Raw genomic sequence first — 18056 nt, 5'->3', positions numbered from 1 at the left:
GGCAGATACCCTGACGTATCTGTCTGTGATGCCGGATACGGAAGCGAGGAGAACTATCTGTACGCTTTCAGACATGGCATTGAAACCTTTATAAAGTACAACTATTTTCATAAGGAACAGAAAAGGAGCTTCCAGAACGACTCGTTTCTCTCTGCCAACTTTTATTATAATGAAGAAACCGACGGCATGTACTGTCCGATGGGACAGAGAATGGAAAGACTCTCCGATGCAAGGCGGATAACAGACAATGGTTTTGTGCAGACCATATCAAGATATAGGGCACGTAACTGCAAGAGTTGCCCGCTAAGATGCCGGTGTCACAGAAGCCGGTCGGAAAGGATTGTACAGGTAAACCACCGTCTGAGGAAAATCAAGGAAAGGGAACGTGAAAAACTGCTCTCTGATGAAGGTCTGAAATATCGCAGTCAGCGACCGCAGGATGTGGAAGCCGTATTTGGAAACCTCAAGAACAACAAGCACTTCAAGAGGTTCCATCTTCGTGGGCTTAAGAAGGTTGAAATTGAGTTCGGCCTGCTGGCCATTGCACATAATCTTGCAAAAGTAGCCTCTTAGGGAGCTTATGGCAACGAAATAAACAGTTTGAAAGGATAAAATCTTCAAAACTAAGCTTATAAACTTCTCTCTTTAGAAAAATTCGAATGAATCCAATCTGAGATGAAACAATAGAGGCCATCTCAAGTTTATTTTGAGACAGCCTCTACCTATTTATCAGATGTGGTTAAGCGTTATTTGGCAATAATCAGATAATAGTTTTTCTTTCCGCGCTGTACCAGCAGGTATTTGCCGTCCAGCAGGTCAGCTGTCGTAATTTCCTGGTCGAAAGCAGCCAGTTTTTCTTTGTTAAGAGAAACTCCGCCTCCCTGAACCAGCTTACGCATTTCTCCTTTCGAAGCGAATACAGCAGCCTTTTCAGCGAACAGGTCTACAGCCTTGATTCCAGCCTCGATGTCCGATTTTGCCACTTCAAACTGAGGAACTCCTTCGAATACAGAAAGCAGCGTATCCTCATCCAGTTTCTTCAATGCTTCTGAAGTCGCGTTACCGAACAGGATGTTAGAAGCCTCTACTGCCGCATTGTAATCCTCTTCCGAGTGTACCATGACAGTCACTTCCTTCGCCAGACGCTTCTGCAATACACGCAGGTGCGGTGCTTCGTTATGTTCGGCAATCAGTCCTTCGATTTCCTCTTTTGTCAGTGAAGTGAAAATCTTGATATATCTTTCTGCGTCCGCATCACTTACATTCAGCCAGAATTGATAGAACTTATAAGGAGATGTATATCGCGGATCCAGCCAGATATTTCCTGATTCTGTCTTACCAAACTTACCTCCGTCAGCCTTTGTGATCAGCGGACAAGTCAGGGCAAATACCTCACCTCCGTTGGTACGGCGGATCAGTTCGGCTCCTGTAGTGATGTTTCCCCACTGGTCGGAACCGCCCAACTGCAGTTTACAGTTTTTGGTTTCATACAGATGCAGGAAGTCGTATCCTTGTAATAGCTGATAGGTAAACTCTGTGAACGAAAGACCATCACGTGCTTCGCCATTCAGACGTTTCTGAACAGATTCCTTTGCCATCATGTAGTTCACTGTGATGTGTTTTCCTACAGTGCGGGCAAAATCAAGGAAAGAAAAGTCTTTCATCCAGTCGTAGTTGTTTACCAGTTCTGCACGGTTAGGGGCATCCGACTCAAAGTCGAGGAATTTGCCCAACTGCTTTTTGATACATTCCTGATTGTGGCGCAAGGTCGCTTCATCCAGCAGGTTACGTTCCTGTGATTTTCCTGAAGGGTCTCCAATCATACCGGTAGCACCTCCTACCAGAGCCAGCGGCTTGTGTCCGCAACGTTGGAAATGACGCAACATCATTACTCCGCAAAGGTGTCCGATGTGCAAGGAATCAGCTGTAGGGTCAATTCCCAGATAAGCTGTTACCATTTCTTTTTCCAACAACTCTTCAGTACCCGGCATCATGGTGTGCACCATTCCGCGCCATCTTAATTCTTCTACAAAATTCATCGAATGAAATTCTTAGTTTAACATGTTGTTATCTATTTCTATCTCGGCAAAAGTACGACTCTTTATCCGAATAACCAATTTTTAGGGGTTAAAAAAGAGGCTTTTAATGGTTTGCTGCAGTTGCGCGGTCAGAGCGGGTACGGAGGTCTGAAGGACATCGGCCATGTGCCGGCAGAGTTGGGCGGCAGGTACCGGGCTCTCATCGGTTTCCAGCAACAGCCGTTCCGGAGGAGTGACTGCCAGTGCTTCTTCCTGGCATTTCTCGCCAAAAGACAGGTAAAATCCGTGCCGGATGAGGCTTTGTGCCACCTCTTTGTTCCCTCTGAACCCATGGATGATCCAAGGCTGTTGCGGCCGGATTTCTTTCCTGAAAGCCATCAGTTCGGGAGTGGCTTTTACCGCATGTATTATCAGGGGCAGCCGATGCTGTTCCGAAAGCCGACAGACATACCGGAAGGCTTCTTTCTGGAGCTCCAGCGGCGTCTTGCACCGCTTGTCGATTCCCGCTTCTCCCAGTGCGATGACTCTCTTGTCCTCCAGCATCTGCCTTAACCATTCCTTCTGTGCCGGCAAGTCCTCCTGAGAGAGAAACCAGGGATGGATGCCAGCCGAAAGAAAACAGGCTGCTGCAGGCGGAAGGCTGTACATATGGCAGCTCAATATGGCCGTTGCAGCCTCTTCGGGCAATCGGTGAGTATGAATATCCAGTAGCATGCGATAAAGAAATAAAAGAATCAGGGAACGGGGTCGTATCCCGAACCGCCCCAGGGATGGCATCTCAACAGTCTTCTGACCGTCAGATACAATCCTTTCACCGGACCGTGCTTTTTCAGTGCTTCTATGGCATACTGTGAGCACGTGGGAGTAAAGCGGCAAGAAGGAGGAGTAAAAGGTGAGATGCAATACCGGTAAAAATAAACCGGCAAAAGCAGGAGTTCGGTAAGCAATTTTCTCATACGATCCTTTCTGCTGTAATCTGAAGCAGCTTTTTCACTTTCTCTGTGACTTCACAAGAATCGTGCAGTTCGTTGTCGAGCCAGATAAAAGCAACGGCAACCTTTTTCCCGGCCTGTTCCAGCGGAGCCGTCAGCAGGGCTTTGTGCATGCGGTAAGCCTCCCGTATCTGACGTTTCACCCGGTTGCGTTTTACTGCCCGTTTGAACCGCTTTTTAGGGACACTGATCAGCAGTGAGACCGTAGGCAGATGATCTCCCTCTACCGGCATGTAGACAATGCGCAAGGGAAATGCGGGAAACGACTTACTTCCGCCGGAGAACAGCTTCTCAATCAGTATCAGGCTGTTCAGGCGTTCACTTTTGGTAAATGTATGCTTTTCTTGTTCTGCCATAAAAAAAAGAATAAGGCACGGAGGTATGAAATCTCCTCCGTGCCTGAAACAAGTATGTTTTTTCTTATTTGTTGCGTTCGCGGATAAACATATCAAGAGCTGCAGGCATAGAAGGTGCTGCGGCACTCGGAGCTTCCAGGTCCAGACGCAGACCGGCATCCTTTACAGCCTTTGCAGTAGTTGGTCCGAAGCTTCCGATTGCAATTTCGTTCTGCTTGAAGTCAGGGAAATTCTTGATCAGCGACTGGATTCCCGCAGGACTGAAAAATACCAGCATGTCATAGTCGAACTTCTCTTCCGGAGTGAAGTCATTGCTTACCGTGCGGTACATGACTGCCTCTGTATGCTGAATCTTATTTTTGTCCAACAGGTCTCTCACTTCATCGTTGTGAACGTCCGACATCGGAATAAGATACTTCTCTGTGTTATGTTTGATAATGGCTGGCATCAGATCCACAAATTTACCGGTGGCACCGAAGAATACCTTGCGTTTCCGGTACTGTACATATTTCTGGATATACAGTGCAACCGCTTCTGATGTACAGAAATATTTCATGGTTTCCGGAATGGTAACCCGGAGCTCTGTACAGAGATTGAAGAAGTGGTCAATGGCATGTCGTGAAGTAAATACCACGGCAGTATGATCCAATATCGAAACTTTCTGTTGTCTGAATTCCTTTGCCGACAAACTCTCAACTTTTATAAATGGGCGAAAATCTATTTCCACTCCATACTTCTCAGCAATGTCGAAATATGGCGACTTCTCTGATGTTGGTTTTGGCTGAGAAACGAGAACTTTCTTTATCTTCAATGTACTAATTTTTTAAATGAAAATATTGTTTATATAGACGATCCCTTTCCAAGTCAGAAGAATGGGAATTATTTCGAGGGCACAAAAATACAGAATTAAATGAAGAATACCATAAAAATGATTGAAAAAGTTCCTGATACTCTTATAAAATAACAATATTTTAGCAAAAACTAAAATTAATAGGATGAAATAGAAACTAATCTGCTTATCCAGGCCCGAATAAACTGTCAGCAAGAGTAAGGGGAATAGTAGAAAACAGAGCATGCCGACCAGTCCCAGGTAGGTCTGCATCCATGATCTGTTCTGTTCTTTGTCAAAAAAAATCCAATTTATGAAAGCGTATGTTCCCTGTTTTGCCATGACATAAATCAGCGGAATTCCGATGCTGACTGCAAGTACGGGCAGGCGGAACCGCTCCTCCGAAAGGGCGGGATGCGAGCCGATCAGGAAGTCGTACAGGAAAATGCCGCCAAGGACACAGGTAACCGTAATCAGCAGAAAGAGATAGCGTCCGTTGGGCTTGCTGGCTTCGTCGAACAGGCTGGCGCGTTCTTTATGGCGGAACAGGTCTTTCAGATACTGGACAATGTATTTCTTTCCGTCTTTCAGTGCATAGCAGAGAGAGAACAGGCAGAATATCAGCAGCAGGGTCACTGCGTTTTCCGAGCGTACCAGATAGGGCACAGGGTCTCCGGCCATCCCTTCTGGCGGGATGACATCCGATACACTGGCGTGAAGAATACTGTCCGTCATTTGCGGGTACAGTGTCACAGTGCTGTCGGGAACCGGTGAAACGGATGGGATAATACTCATATTGCTGCAAATTTTCTTATTTCCTTGCTCCATACAGGAGTCTGGTACAGCAGTTCGACGGCTTCCTGCGGACTGGTAGCCACCTGCCATATCTTGCCGTGTTCGGGTCGCATGAAATGCTGGTCGATAGCCGACTGCAGCATTTCCAGCAAGGGATTATAGAACCCGTTGACATTCAGAATCACAATCGGATTCAGGTAAAGTCCCAGTTGCTTCCAGGTGATGATTTCCATCAGCTCTTCCAGGGTTCCGCATCCTCCGGGAAGTGCGATGACTCCGTCCGACATGCTGGCCATCAGTTGCTTGCGTTCGTGCATGCTCTCCGTCTGAATGAGTCGGGTCAGTCCTTTGTGATGCCAGCCCTGTTCTACCATGAACCGGGGAATGACGCCGGTTACCGTACCTCCGGCAGCCAGTGCGGCATCCGAGATGCGGCACATGAGTCCCAGGCATCCTGCCCCGTTGATCAGGTTAATCTGTCGGGAGGCAAGCAACCGTCCCAGTTCTTCGGCTGCTTCAAAATACACAGATTCAATTTTAGTGCTTGAGGCACTGTATACACATACGTTTTTTATCGGGTTCATGATGATTATCGTCTTTATTGGCTGCAAATATACGCATAAACCCCTAATTATCCGCCATATTTGGGGGAAACCGATGATTATTTGCCATACGGTTCATTATCTTTCCCTCTGTGGGAGAAGAGGCTGGGGATTTACCGGAGAGTTTGCCGGTGCATGAAGAAATCCCTGCGGAAATCCTTCCGGCAGGGCTGAAAACAAACATCCCGGATTCTGCTCCATACAGAGAGAATCCGGGATGTGATTATCCGTTATATCCGGTTATTTCAGGCCGAATGCTTCTTTTACGCGGTCTACATAGTCCAGCTTTTCCCAGGTAAAGAGTTCTACCTCTACCGTCTTGTTGCCTTCGTATGCCGATTCAAAATGCTTGGTCACCACCTGCGGTTCACGTCCCATGTGTCCGTAAGCTGCAGTCTCGCTGTAAATCGGGTTACGCAGTTTCAGGCGTTCCTCGATGGCACGCGGACGCATGTCAAAGATCTCGTCCACCTTCTTGGCGATTTCTCCGTCGGTCATTGCCACGTTGCTGCGTCCGTACGTATTGACGTAGATATTGATCGGGCGGGCCACACCGATGGCATAAGAAACCTGTACCAGTACCTCGTCGGCTACACCTGCAGCCACCAGGTTCTTGGCAATGTGTCGTGCGGCATAGGCTGCACTGCGGTCTACCTTACTTGGGTCTTTTCCAGAGAATGCACCACCTCCGTGCGCTCCTGCACCTCCGTAAGTATCTACGATGATCTTACGTCCGGTCAGTCCGGTATCACCGTGAGGGCCGCCGATTACGAATTTACCGGTCGGATTTACGTGATACTTGATCTGGTCGTTGAACAGTGCCAGTACTTCCGGATTGTGGATTTCAGCAATTACGCGCGGCATCAGGATTTCGATGACATCCTTGCGGATCTGTGCCAGCATTTCCTCATCGGCCTTCAGCTGTGCTTCTTTCGAGTCGTCTGCAGGCTGGATAAATTCGTCGTGCTGGGTAGAAACCACGATGGTATCGATACGCACCGGTTTTCTGTTGTCATCGTATTCGATGGTTACCTGGCTCTTTGAGTCCGGACGGAGGTAAGTCATGACTTTTCCCTCGCGGCGGATGTCAGCCAATACCATCAGCAATTTGTGAGCCAGGTCGAGTGAAAGCGGCATGTAGTTTTCCGTTTCCTTGGTAGCATAACCGAACATCATACCCTGGTCGCCGGCTCCCTGGTTCATCGGGTCTTCGCGTTCTACTCCACGGTTGATGTCAGGACTCTGTTCATGAATTGCCGAGAAAACTCCACATGAGTTTCCTTCAAACATATATTCGCTCTTGGTGTAGCCGATCTTGTTGATAACCTCACGTGCCACACGCTGTAAATCGATGTAGGCCGTTGTTTTCACTTCTCCTGCCAGTACCACCTGACCGGTAGTCACCAACGTTTCGCAAGCTACTTTTGAACTGGGGTCGTACGCCAACAGTTTGTCAAGCACAGCGTCGGAAATCTGATCCGCCACTTTGTCGGGGTGTCCTTCAGACACCGATTCGGATGTGAATAAGTATCCCATTGTTTCTGAATTAATTAAATGGTTAAAATGATTTTTTATCCGTGTACGGACGAGAGTAGAGATTGAAAATCAGGGAAGCGTACTAGGTTTTTTAGCATTTTTTTCCGTGGTTGCAAGCTACTCAAATCTTTCCACAATTGTTTTCGGATGCAAAGATACGGATAAAATTGGAATAATTACAATTTTCCGCGCATTTAACATTGCTTTACTTGTTTCCGGTATGGGCGGCGATTTCTTTCATCGTGCGCTGCAGGACGGGATGGATGACATCCGGGGCGATTTCCGCCAGCGGCTTCATGACGAAGTCTCGCTCGTGCATCAGCGGATGCGGTATCGTCAGTCCGTCTGTCTGGAGTATCTGTCCGTCATAGAGCAGAATATCGATGTCGATGGGCCGGTCGGTATAGACTCCTGCCTCCGATTTTTTCTGTCTTCCCAGTTCCCGTTCAATAATCTGGGTGGTTCGCAGCACTTCCTCCGGTGTCAGTGAGGTCTCCACACAGGCTGCGGCGTTCAAGAACTGGTTTTCCGACTCAAATCCCCAGGGGGCTGTCTCATAAAAAGAAGATAGGGAAAGGCATTTCCCTATCTTCTCTTCTATCCATCGGACGGCAGTACGTAAATTTTCTTCTTTGTTTCCCAGGTTGGTTCCCAGGCCTAAAAATACTTTTGCCATGATGCCTGACGGGTTTATTTGTTCAGGATCAGCATGGCGTCTCCGTAAGTACCGAAGCGGTAATCTTCCTTGAGGGCCGTATTGTAGGCCTCCATTACCAGTTCGTATCCTCCGTAAGAGCATACCAGCATCAGCATGGTCGACAGCGGCATCTGGAAGTTGGCCACCATGGCGTCGGCTACCGAGAATTCGTAAGGAGGGAAGATGAACTTGTTGGTCCATCCTTCAAACTCTTTCAGGTGTCCGTCGGTACCCACAGCGGTTTCAATGGCTCTCATCACACTGGTTCCTACCGCACATACCTTGTTGCCGCGGTCTTTGGCAGCATTGACAATACGGCATACGTCGGCTTCCACAAACATCTGTTCCGAGTCCATCTTGTGCTTGGTCAGGTCTTCCACATCGATGTCGCGGAAGTTGCCCAGTCCGCAGTGCATGGTGATAAATGCAGGTTCGATACCCTTGATTTCCATGCGCTTCATCAGCTCACGGCTGAAGTGCAGGCCTGAAGCCGGAACGGTAACCGCTCCCTCGTTCTTGGCGAATATGGTCTGGAAACGCTCTTCGTCTTCCGGTTCCGCAGCCCGTTTGATGAACGGTGGCAATGGGGGTTCTCCAAGGGCATAGAGGGCCTTCTTGAACTCGTCGTGCGGTCCGTCGTACAAAAAGCGCAGGGTACGTCCGCGTGAAGTGGTATTGTCGATGACTTCGGCCACCATTGAGTCGTCTTCTCCGAAGTACAGCTTGTTGCCGATACGTATCTTACGTGCCGGGTCAACCAGTACGTCCCAGAGACGGAGCTCTTCGTTCAGCTCACGAAGCAGGAACACCTCAATCCGCGCACCTGTCTTTTCCTTGTTTCCGTACAAACGGGCAGGAAATACCTTGGTATCGTTGAAGATGAATACATCTTGATCATCAAAATAATTCAGGATATCCTTGAATATGACATGTTCAATGGCTCCTGTCGACTTATGTACCACCATTAACCGAGACTCGTCTCTGTATTTGGTAGGGTGCAGGGCGATTTTCTCTTCCGGTAACTTGAACTTGAATTGTGATAGTTTCATCTTTATCTCCTTTCCTTAATCGTTTGTAACTTCTATTTCTTGTTTTTCCAGCCATTCTTCAAACTGGTCGACCTGCATGCAGTCTTCCAGTCTCACTTCCCCTACACGGGTACGTATCAGTCCTGTCAGGTGGGCACCGCTCTGCAGGGCTTCTCCGATGTCGCGGGCGAGGGCCCGGATGTAGGTGCCTTTGCTGCATACCACTCTGATTTTGATGACCGGTAAATTACACTCCAGCAATTCGATTTCATCGATGACGAGTGTCTTGGGTTTTAACTCCACATTGTCTCCCTTCCGGGCCAGGTCGTAGGCGCGTTTTCCGTCTACCTTGCAGGCTGAAAAGGCCGGAGGAATCTGCTCGATGGTTCCGGTAAACTTTTTCAGGGTTTCCTCCACCATTTCCCGCGTGATGTGTTCGGTGGGGTAGGTGGCATCGATTTCCTTTTCCAGGTCGAACGACGGGGTGGTGGCTCCCAACTGCAGGGTAGCGATGTACTCCTTGGTCTGATACTGCAGTTCCTCAATCCGTTTGGTAGCCTTTCCTGTACAGATAATCATGACACCAGTTGCCAGAGGGTCCAGCGTACCGGCATGTCCGACCTTGATTTTCTTTACTCCCAGCTTCCGGCTGATGTGGTATCTGATTTTATTGACAAGCGCAAACGATGTCCATCGCAGCGGCTTGTCAAAATATAACACTTCTCCTTCCTTAAAGTTCATTACAAATGATATAAAATGAATAAATTGAGGGAATTTATCCCAACAGGCTGGTCACAATGGTAATTGCTCCGGCGATGGCACAGTACACACCGAACCATACCAGCTTGCCTTTCTTCACAATGTTGATCATCCACTTGCAGGCCACACATCCCGAGATAAACGCAGCCAGGAAGCCCGTGATCAGGGCACCGATGCTCATTTCCGCGTCGGCGGCAGCTGCGCCTTTGACGATTTCAAAACCCGACAGCAGGGCCTCTCCCAGGATAGGAGGGATGACCATCAGGAAAGAGAACTGTGCCAGTGTTTCTTTCTTGTTGCCCAGGATGAGTCCGGTAGCGATGGTGCTGCCCGAACGGGACAGACCCGGCATTACCGCACATGCCTGTGCCAGACCGATGATGAAGGCATCGCGCATGCTGATGGATTCCTTCTGGCGGGGCTTGGCGTAGTAGGAGTAAATCAGCAGCACGGCGGTGAGCAGCAGCATACAGCCCACAATCAGCAGTCCCGAACCGAATACTTCTTCTACATAATCCTTGAAAAAGACGCCGACAATTCCGATCGGAATCATTGAAATCAGGATGTTGATGACGTATTTCGTTTCCTTATTCATCTCCCATTTAAAGAGACCACGGAAAATCCAGTCGATTTCTTTCCAGAGTATTACCAGCGTACTCAGCACCGTAGCCACATGCACTACGATGGTGAAAGTCAGGTTTTCCTCTCCTTCAATTCCAAACAGGGCAGAACCTATCGCAAGGTGTCCGCTGCTGCTTACCGGCAGGTATTCCGTCAGTCCCTGCAGAATACCCAATACTAATGCTTCTAGCCAATTCATTGTTCTGTTTCTTCTTTAGTGTAATTATTATTGTTGATGTCTTTGTCTGATAAATCTTTGGGCTTGCGTAAAATTCCGTATATCATGAAAATGAATCCGGCAAAGCAGACTACCGGCGCAATCTTGATGCGTCGTACACTGAAAATGTCCGGTTCGAATGTGGTCTCGGTAGAGCCCGGACCGCTCATCAGCAGGAAGCCGATGATAATGACTACCATGCCTGCCGCAAGCAGTATGAAATTGGTTTTGTCGAAGGCAAAGTTTTTCTTATCCATTTCGCTTCTAAAAGTTATTAGGTTATTTATATAGTTCGCTTACTTTCATGTACAGGTATTTGTTGATGGAAATCAGTGCACAGAGGGTGGTGATGGTGACACCGAAAACCAGTACGGTTCCCATGACAATCAGCATGACGGCCGGGGTAACGACTACCACCAGGTCGGGCTCATAGTGCACCAGCAGGTAGGCTCCCGTCACCAGGATGGCATCAGCCAGTATGCCGGCCAGTACCCCGATCCATACGTTGCGTATCAGGAACGGACGGCGGATGAAACTCCAGCTCGCTCCTACGAGCTTCATGGTGTGAATCAGGAACCGCTGTGAGTAAATGGTGAGCCGTATGGTGTTGTTGATCAGCACAAAGGATATCAGCGTCAGCAGGGAGGCGATTCCCAGCAGGGCGAAACTGACCTTACGGATGTTCTGGTTCACGGAGTCGAGCAGGTCCTGCGGATAGTTGATTTCCATTACCTGTTTATGCTGTCCGATTTCTTCCTTGATCCATGCCACGCTGTCGGCATTGGCATAATCGGCATTCAGTTTCACCTCTATTGAGGCTGAGAAAGGGTTGTACCCCAGGAATTCGGCAGGGTCGGTTCCCATGGCTTCGGTCTGCTCCTGCAGGGCCTGTGCCTTCGAGATGTAGGTGGTCTGCTTGATATAGGGTGCCGCATTCAGTGTCTTCTGGAACTGAAGAATCTCCGGCTCCTTGAGGTCGTCGTTCAGGATGATGGAGAAGGCAATGTTCTCACGCACATATACCGACAGGTTGTTGGCTGCCAGTACGAAAAACACCACAATACCCAGCAGCAGCAGGACGAACATGGTGCTGATGCTGGAGGTGATAAACTGCATACCCCGGAAGAATTCAGATTTCTTACTCATGGCTTTGGTTATTTTTTTCTGAATACATAAATCATGGAACTGCTTCTTTCCTTTCTGGTCAGTGAGGCCAGCCAGGCCTTGAAGCCGATCCACATCCCTTTGACAAAGGCCAGGCGGCTGCCCCGGTTCTTTTCAGAGAGCATGGAGACGTAAAATGCATCGAAGGGCATCGGATGGAGTTCTGCCAGCTTGAATCCGTGCTTGGCGCCAAACTGCTGCATCACCGAAGGGGTGAAGTGCCACAGATGGCGGGGGACGTCATAGGCGGCCCATTCGGCCCCGTAGTGGCGGGCGTCGAACGAACTCGGATTGGGGACGGCCAGGATCAGTATGCCTTGTTTGTCGAGCAACTGGTAAAGCTGTTCCCAGGTTTCGTTCAGGTGCTGCAGGTGTTCCATTACGTGCCAGAGGGTGATGACATCGAAACTGCCGGGCTCAAGTTGTGCAAGGGCTTCGGGAGGAGCTACCTGCAGTCCGAAATGCTGCAGGGCAAATTCCCGGGCCTGCGGACTCTTTTCGATGGCCGATACCTTCCAGCCTTTTTCCTGCATGAAATGGCTGAAATAGCCGGTTCCGGTGCCGATGTCCAGCAGTCGTCCGTGGCTGAGGCCGCTGTTCCTTCTCACCAGTGCCGCTTTCCGGCCCAGCATATACCGTCTTACCCAGTGGTAGATGCGGTTGGTGATTCCCTTGTGGGTGTCGGTGTGTGAAATGTATTCGGGAGACTCGTAATATCTGCCGATGACACTTTCGTCAGGCGCACATTGAGTAAACAGAAAACCACATTCTTTACACTGGTGTATTTCGAAGTGTTCTCCGGTCGCATAATGATCGGTACAGGTATGTGCCACCGTACCGTCATGGCTTTTTCCGCATAGCGGACATATATTGATTTTTAGTATATTCACTTTATTCCCTAATTTGCTGCAAAATAACAAATAAATCGGCTAGGTAGGTTGTTCTGTTAAGTTTCTTTAAAGATTTGCCGGTGCTGATGGGTTTTCTCTTTCCCGGACAAATGTGCTTCGGCTTCCGGTGCGGGGTCGTGCAGCCTCCATAGCGGGGTTATACGACCCGGATTCGGGGGTTATGCGACTTCCGTCCGCGGGCTGGAGAAAAGACGGAGGCCCTTGCGGCAATGCATAAAGGTGGAAATGAAAAAGAGCATCCGGGAAATCAATACCGGATGCTCTCTGTGCAATATGTGGTAATCGAAATTACTCGGTCACTTCCACACCTTTCAGGGTAGCGGAACTGCTTTCGGTGATGCGTACCTTGACAAAGTCGCCGATGCGGTGTGTGCCGCGGTCGAACACTACTACCTTGTTCTGCTCGGTACGTCCGAAGAGCTGCTCCTTGGAACGTTTCGATACGCCTTCTGCCAGTACCTCGAAGGTCTTGCCCACGTCTTTGGCGTTGCTCTCGGCCGACAACTGGTTCTGCAGTTCAATCATCTCGTTCAGACGGCGTATTTTCACTTCTTCGGGAACATCATCCGGCAGGTGCTTCGAGGCATATGTACCCGGACGTTCCGAATACTTGAACATGAAGGCCGAATCGTATCCGCATTCGCGCATCAGCGAGAGGCTCATCTGATGGTCTTCTTCGGTCTCGCTGTGGAAGCCGCTGAAGATGTCCGTGCTCAGTCCGCAGTCGGGGATGATGCGTCGGATGGCAGCCACCCGTTCCATGTACCATTCCCGGGTATATTTGCGGTTCATCAGTTTCAGGATGCGTGAGCTTCCGCTCTGCACCGGCAGGTGGATGTGCTTGCATACGTTCGGAATCTCGGCGATGACGTGCAGGGTTTCGTCGCTCATGTCCTTCGGGTGTGAAGTCGTGAAGCGTACGCGCATGCCCGGTACGGTTTCGGCCACCAGACGGAGCAGCATGGGGAAGGTAACGGTTTCTCCGTCCTTCTCGAAATGGTAAGAGTTGACATTCTGTCCCAGCAGCGTCACTTCCTTGTATCCTTTCTTTTCGAGGTCTTTTACTTCCTTCAGGATACTTTCTACGTCGCGGCTTCTCTCACGTCCCCGGGTATAAGGAACGATGCAGTAATGGCAGAAGTTGTTGCATCCGCGCATGATGGAGACAAAGCCCGAGATGTGGTTGCCGCAGATACGTGACGGAATCACGTCACGGTAGGTCTCGGTAGTAGACAGTTCGACATTGATGGCTTTCTCGCCGGCTTCTACGGCACTGATCAGGTCGGGGAGGGTCAGATAGGCGTCCGGTCCGGCCACCAGGTCGACGTGGTGGTTCTCGATCAGGTCGTTTTTGACTCTTTCCGCCATACAGCCCAGCACGCCTACGATCAGGTGCTTGCGCTTTTTGCGGAGGGAATGAAAGAACTCCAGGCGGTTCAGGATTTTCTGCTCGGCGTTGTCGCGGATGGAGCAGGTGTTCATGAATACGGCATCGGCCTCTTCCAGGCTTTCACAAGGGCTGTAGCCTGCCATCTGCATGATGGAAGCAATCACTTCACTGTCTGCCACGTTCATCTGGCATCCGTAAGTTTCGATAAACAGTTTCTTGTTTTCTGATTCAGTTGCAGATTTAAAGTCCGCTCCTGTAATTTCTTTTGTCATAATGTTATTATTTGATAAATTCGGTGGCAAAGATACGGGTTTCTTCCCTAAAATCCATGATATGTTATATTTATTAGTATCTTTGGGCAAGTACTTAACACTTTATCATACTATGGATATTCTGACTTTGATTGTAGCAGTACTGTTGTTTACCTATACTGCCTGGAGCAAACAGAGAAGAAAGCGGCCGGGACGTGCGGATGAGAGAAAACGCCAGACGGGAAAGCGCTATGATTTCCCGCAGCAGGAAGAAGGGGAAGTGGTCATTCAGCCTGTGGAGAAGCTTCAGGGAAGTGGTGTGAAGAAAAAGAAGAAGAAAAAACAGAAGAGTCAGACACAGATAGAAGGTGGCAGCTGTGCGGTGAACCGGCCTGCGCAGGACCCGGTGGCAGACCATCAGACGGCAGCCCCCGGACACGGCATTGCCTTCCGTACTCCTGAAGATGCCAGAAGGGCGTTTATCTATTCCGAGATTTTCCGCCGCAAATACGATGATTGAAGACTATAGTAAGTTTAATACTAACGATATAAAACACTAATACCATGAGTTACAACTTTATAACGGCTGCCGAAGCGGCCAGCCTTATCAAAGACGGAGAGATTGTCGGCCTGAGTGGTTTTACTCCGGCAGGAAGCCCGAAAGCGGTGACTGCCGAATTGGCAAAACTGGCTCGGGAACGGCATGAGAGAGGGGAACATTTTCAGATTGGAATCATTACCGGTGCATCTACCGGAGATTCTTGTGACGGGGAGCTGACCCGGGCGCATGCCATCAAATTCCGTGCTCCTTATACGACCAATGCGGATTTCCGCAAGGCGGTGAACAACGGTGAAATCAATTATACAGATATACATTTGTCGCAGGTGGCCCAGCGGTTGCGTTCCGGATTTCTGGGACATGTGAATACGGCTATCATTGAGGCCTGTGAACTAACGGAGGACGGACGGATTTTCCTGACTGCGGGAATCGGTATCTCACCGACGGTGGCACGGCTGGCCGATAAAATCATTGTGGAACTGAATGCGGCTCACTCCAAGAGCCTGATCGGTATGCACGACCTGTATGAGATGGAACGGCCTCCTTATCGTCGTCCGATTCCTATCGTGCGGCCGAGCGACCGTATCGGATTGCCTTATATTCAGGTGGACCCGTCGAAAATCGTGGGAGTGGTGGAAGTGAACATGCAGGATGAGGCCCGCGGTTTCCACGAAGCCGACCCGGTAACCGACAAGATCGGTCAGAACGTGGCTGAGTTCCTGGCTGCCGATATGCGCAGGGGCATCATTCCTTCTACCTTCCTGCCGTTGCAGTCGGGAGTGGGAAACATTGCCAATGCAGTACTGAGTGCACTGGGTAAGGACCCGAGCATTCCTCCGTTTGAAATGTATACCGAGGTGATACAGAACTCGGTCATCAAACTGGTGAAGGAAGGACGCATCAAGTTTGGCAGTACCTGTTCGCTGAGTGTAACCAACGACTGTCTGCAGGATATTTATGACAATATGGATTTCTTCCGTCACAAACTGGTACTTCGTCCGTCGGAAATCTCGAACTGTCCGGAGGTGGTACGGCGTATCGGTGTCATTTCCATGAATACGGCCATTGAGGCGGATATTTACGGAAATGTGAACTCTACACATATCTGTGGTACCAAGATGATGAACGGTATCGGTGGTTCGGGAGACTTCACGCGCAGTGCGTATATCTCTATTTTCTCTTGTCCTTCTACGGCGAAGGGTGGATGCATCAGTTCCATTGTACCGATGGTTTCTCACCTGGATCACAGCGAGCATTCGGTGAATGTCATCATTACGGAACAGGGTATTGCCGACCTGCGTGGCAAGAGTCCGATGGAACGGGCACAGGCTGTCATCGAGAACTGTGCGCACCCGGATTACAAGCAGCTGCTTTGGGATTACCTGAAGATTTCTACCAAGGGACAGACTTCTCACAGCCTGTCGGCTGCGCTGGGCATGCATCAGGTATTCATGAAGGAGGGCGATATGCGTCTGACCAACTGGGCTGATTTCCAGAGATAACGGATCTTTAATATTTTCCATAAAGTGACTCCCCTGACAGACAGATAGCTGGTACGTCAGGGGAGTTTTTTTATCGGTTGAATGGAATAAGAGAAGGGCTTCAGGCGTTTTCTTTCCCAGCGCCTGAAGCCCTTCTGTTGTCTCATGTGAAGGATATTACCTTGAGTTATTTGACCAGATCCGTCAGTTTGATGCTTTGGAACGTCATCTGTGCGGCACTGCTCTCGTACAGGATACCGATGTGCTCCTTGTCAATCATGGTCAGGCAGGTGTATCCCCAGCCGTAGCCTTCGTCCAACAGCAACTGATGTTCTTTCAGCCACGTTATTCCTCCGTCCAGACTGATTTTGATGGTAATGTCCTTTCTTTCCTTGGTAGAGTTGGGGTTGGAGAAAATCAGCAGGTCTTTGCCCAGTACATTGTCCTTGGCCTTTACGCTGATGAGGCTGGCCATGCAGACCGGTTCAATCAGTGCCTTGCGTGACGATTCATGTTCTTTCCATGTCTTTCCCAGGTCGGTAGTTGTGCACACGGCACGGCTGCCTCCACGGTTGTCTCTCATGTTGAGCATCAGGACGCCCGGCTCGACCTCCACTACCTGTGCTTCGGTAGTATTGCTTCTGGCTTCGTTATGCAGTTTCCAGGTCTTTCCCCTGTCTTTGCTGTACATGATACCGGCATTCGGAATACGTTCTTTGTCGATGAACTGAATAGGGAAGACCAGGGTACCGTCTTCCATGGTGATGCCTCTTCCCGGGCCTTGCAGCAGGAAATACCATTCCGGCAGTTTCACCTGTTCGGTAATGTTGATGGGTTCCGACCAGGTCTTTCCGTCGTCGGTACTTTTGCACATTACCAGCTGGGCCGTCTGGTGAAGGTCCATACCCGGATGTGAGCTCCACCAGGCGCGCTGGTTACCCATTCCGTGCGTCCATGCGGCTACAATCCATACGGTATTCGTTTTGGTGTCCACCAGAATTGACGGGTCACCCACACCGTTCTGTGCAGCCGGCAGTCCGCCGAACTCCTTGAAAGACATTGGAATCCGCATCTTTTCCCAGGTTCTTCCTCCGTCGGTGCTTCGGCTCAGGCCGATATCCACGTGTTCCTGCAGGTCTACGCTGTTGTTATACCGTACGTCATAGACTCCGAGCAAGGTTCCTTTATTGGTAGTGACCAGTCCGGGGATACGGAAGGCTGCAGAACCGTCGTCACCGGCATGACGCACACCGATACCCATACGGTGTTCCAGGCCCTGTTCGGGAGTGGTCATCTTGATCGGGGTAGCCTTTCCGTCTGCCTGCGCCTCGGTAATCCGTGCGGTTACCTTGGTCTGTAAATCGGCCGAAGGCTTCATCTCCAGACTCACCCAGAAGAAGTTGTATCCCGGGAACAAGGTCTGGTTGCCTGAAAGAGTAATCTTTCTTTGAAGGGCCTCGCTTTCCGACTTCTTTACCGAATACGAAGGATTGGCGGCCATGGTCTTTCCGGGAGTGAAGTTAGTGATGTATTCTACGGGGAAGAAACGCTCTTTTTCCCGGTCCTGCCGGGCATCTGTGCCTCCGTAGTATAGTTTTACCGACTGGATTTGTGACAACGGTACATTGGGACCGAATTCAAGTGTAATGTGGTCCAGTTTCTGGGTCTCTTGCGCGTCCATCCGCATATAGAACAGGACATTGTCTTTCCGTTCAATCAGGACTGGTATCTGTGGCTCTTTGACGAACAGCGTATCCGCGGCTTGTGCGGCCAGTGAGGAAACAAGTCCTGCGGCAAGTAGTAAGATGGTTTTCATGATTGCTGTATTT

At 49.7% G+C, this 18056-nt stretch carries 20 protein-coding genes; 3 read left to right on the top strand and 17 right to left on the bottom strand.

Features of this window, described 5'->3' with window-relative positions:
• Positions 1–573 (top strand): transposase (locus tag H3001_RS14270; RefSeq protein WP_181215273.1); only part of this gene is annotated, 573 nt, incomplete at its 5' end.
• Positions 574–746: 173 nt separating this feature from the next.
• Here H3001_RS14270 and tyrS read toward each other — a convergent pair.
• The 16 genes from tyrS to miaB all read right to left on the bottom strand — a co-directional run bounded on the left by tyrS (position 747) and on the right by miaB (position 14208).
• On the bottom strand, positions 747–2039 hold the full coding sequence (gene tyrS / locus H3001_RS14265) for a tyrosine--tRNA ligase (protein ID WP_178244421.1): 1293 nt from the start codon (positions 2037–2039) through the stop codon (positions 747–749).
• Between the two features lie 81 nt (positions 2040–2120).
• Positions 2121–2753, bottom strand: coding sequence for a TatD family hydrolase (locus H3001_RS14260; RefSeq protein WP_178244422.1), 633 nt, complete (start codon positions 2751–2753; stop codon positions 2121–2123).
• Positions 2754–2773: 20 nt separating this feature from the next.
• A complete protein-coding gene (gene yidD, locus H3001_RS14255; RefSeq protein ID WP_178244423.1) occupies positions 2774–2995 on the bottom strand; it encodes a membrane protein insertion efficiency factor YidD in 222 nt (73 codons plus the stop codon).
• Positions 2992–3387, bottom strand: coding sequence for a ribonuclease P protein component (rnpA, locus tag H3001_RS14250; protein ID WP_178244424.1), 396 nt, complete (start codon positions 3385–3387; stop codon positions 2992–2994). Before rnpA ends, yidD begins: the two co-directional genes overlap by 4 nt.
• Before the next feature lie 64 nt (positions 3388–3451).
• Positions 3452–4198, bottom strand: a complete 747-nt coding sequence (locus H3001_RS14245; RefSeq protein ID WP_178244484.1) for a uroporphyrinogen-III synthase — start codon at positions 4196–4198, stop codon at positions 3452–3454.
• Positions 4199–4210: 12 nt separating this feature from the next.
• The gene (locus H3001_RS14240) at positions 4211–5011 is read right to left on the bottom strand and encodes a DUF4271 domain-containing protein (protein WP_178244425.1); all 801 of its coding nucleotides are present in this window, start codon (positions 5009–5011) and stop codon (positions 4211–4213) included.
• On the bottom strand, positions 5008–5595 hold the full coding sequence (locus H3001_RS14235; protein WP_178265365.1) for an LOG family protein: 588 nt from the start codon (positions 5593–5595) through the stop codon (positions 5008–5010). Before H3001_RS14235 ends, H3001_RS14240 begins: the two co-directional genes overlap by 4 nt.
• Positions 5596–5853: 258 nt before the next feature.
• Positions 5854–7149, bottom strand: a complete 1296-nt coding sequence (gene metK, locus H3001_RS14230; RefSeq protein ID WP_178244427.1) for a methionine adenosyltransferase — start codon at positions 7147–7149, stop codon at positions 5854–5856.
• Positions 7150–7354: 205 nt separating this feature from the next.
• On the bottom strand, positions 7355–7825 hold the full coding sequence (gene folK, locus H3001_RS14225; protein ID WP_178244428.1) for a 2-amino-4-hydroxy-6-hydroxymethyldihydropteridine diphosphokinase: 471 nt from the start codon (positions 7823–7825) through the stop codon (positions 7355–7357).
• Between the two features lie 14 nt (positions 7826–7839).
• Positions 7840–8895 carry a tRNA preQ1(34) S-adenosylmethionine ribosyltransferase-isomerase QueA gene (gene queA, locus H3001_RS14220; protein ID WP_178244429.1) on the bottom strand — a complete coding sequence of 352 codons (1056 nt, stop codon included), beginning with the start codon at positions 8893–8895 and terminating at the stop codon, positions 7840–7842.
• Between the two features lie 15 nt (positions 8896–8910).
• The gene (truB, locus tag H3001_RS14215) at positions 8911–9615 is read right to left on the bottom strand and encodes a tRNA pseudouridine(55) synthase TruB (protein ID WP_178244430.1); all 705 of its coding nucleotides are present in this window, start codon (positions 9613–9615) and stop codon (positions 8911–8913) included.
• Positions 9616–9649: 34 nt separating this feature from the next.
• Positions 9650–10453, bottom strand: coding sequence for an undecaprenyl-diphosphate phosphatase (locus H3001_RS14210; RefSeq protein ID WP_178244431.1), 804 nt, complete (start codon positions 10451–10453; stop codon positions 9650–9652).
• Complete coding sequence (locus H3001_RS14205; RefSeq protein ID WP_178244432.1) at positions 10450–10728, bottom strand: DUF3098 domain-containing protein; 279 nt, start codon at positions 10726–10728, stop codon at positions 10450–10452. Before H3001_RS14205 ends, H3001_RS14210 begins: the two co-directional genes overlap by 4 nt.
• A 22-nt stretch (positions 10729–10750) precedes the next feature.
• On the bottom strand, positions 10751–11617 hold the full coding sequence (locus H3001_RS14200) for a cell division protein FtsX (protein WP_178244433.1): 867 nt from the start codon (positions 11615–11617) through the stop codon (positions 10751–10753).
• A gap of 8 nt (positions 11618–11625) precedes the next feature.
• Positions 11626–12525 (bottom strand): class I SAM-dependent methyltransferase, encoded by a 900-nt coding sequence (locus H3001_RS14195; protein ID WP_178244434.1) that lies wholly within the window; start codon positions 12523–12525, stop codon positions 11626–11628.
• A 309-nt stretch (positions 12526–12834) separates the two neighbouring features.
• Entirely contained in the window at positions 12835–14208 is a 1374-nt protein-coding gene (miaB, locus tag H3001_RS14190) for a tRNA (N6-isopentenyl adenosine(37)-C2)-methylthiotransferase MiaB (RefSeq protein ID WP_178244435.1), read from the bottom strand.
• A gap of 112 nt (positions 14209–14320) precedes the next feature.
• Between miaB and H3001_RS14185 the strand changes: the two genes are divergently transcribed.
• Positions 14321–14707, top strand: a complete 387-nt coding sequence (locus H3001_RS14185) for a hypothetical protein (protein ID WP_181215272.1) — start codon at positions 14321–14323, stop codon at positions 14705–14707.
• A 44-nt stretch (positions 14708–14751) separates the two neighbouring features.
• A complete protein-coding gene (locus tag H3001_RS14180) occupies positions 14752–16248 on the top strand; it encodes an acetyl-CoA hydrolase/transferase family protein (RefSeq protein ID WP_181215271.1) in 1497 nt (498 codons plus the stop codon).
• Between the two features lie 166 nt (positions 16249–16414).
• Here the strand turns inward: H3001_RS14180 and H3001_RS14175 are convergent, their stop codons facing one another.
• Positions 16415–18043 (bottom strand): sialidase family protein, encoded by a 1629-nt coding sequence (locus H3001_RS14175; protein ID WP_178244438.1) that lies wholly within the window; start codon positions 18041–18043, stop codon positions 16415–16417.
• Positions 18044–18056 lie beyond the last annotated feature (13 nt).

It is taken from the genome of Phocaeicola faecicola (assembly GCF_013618865.1).
GTDB lineage: Bacteria > Bacteroidota > Bacteroidia > Bacteroidales > Bacteroidaceae > Phocaeicola > Phocaeicola faecicola.
This window is presented reverse-complemented; position numbering and strand designations above follow the sequence as displayed.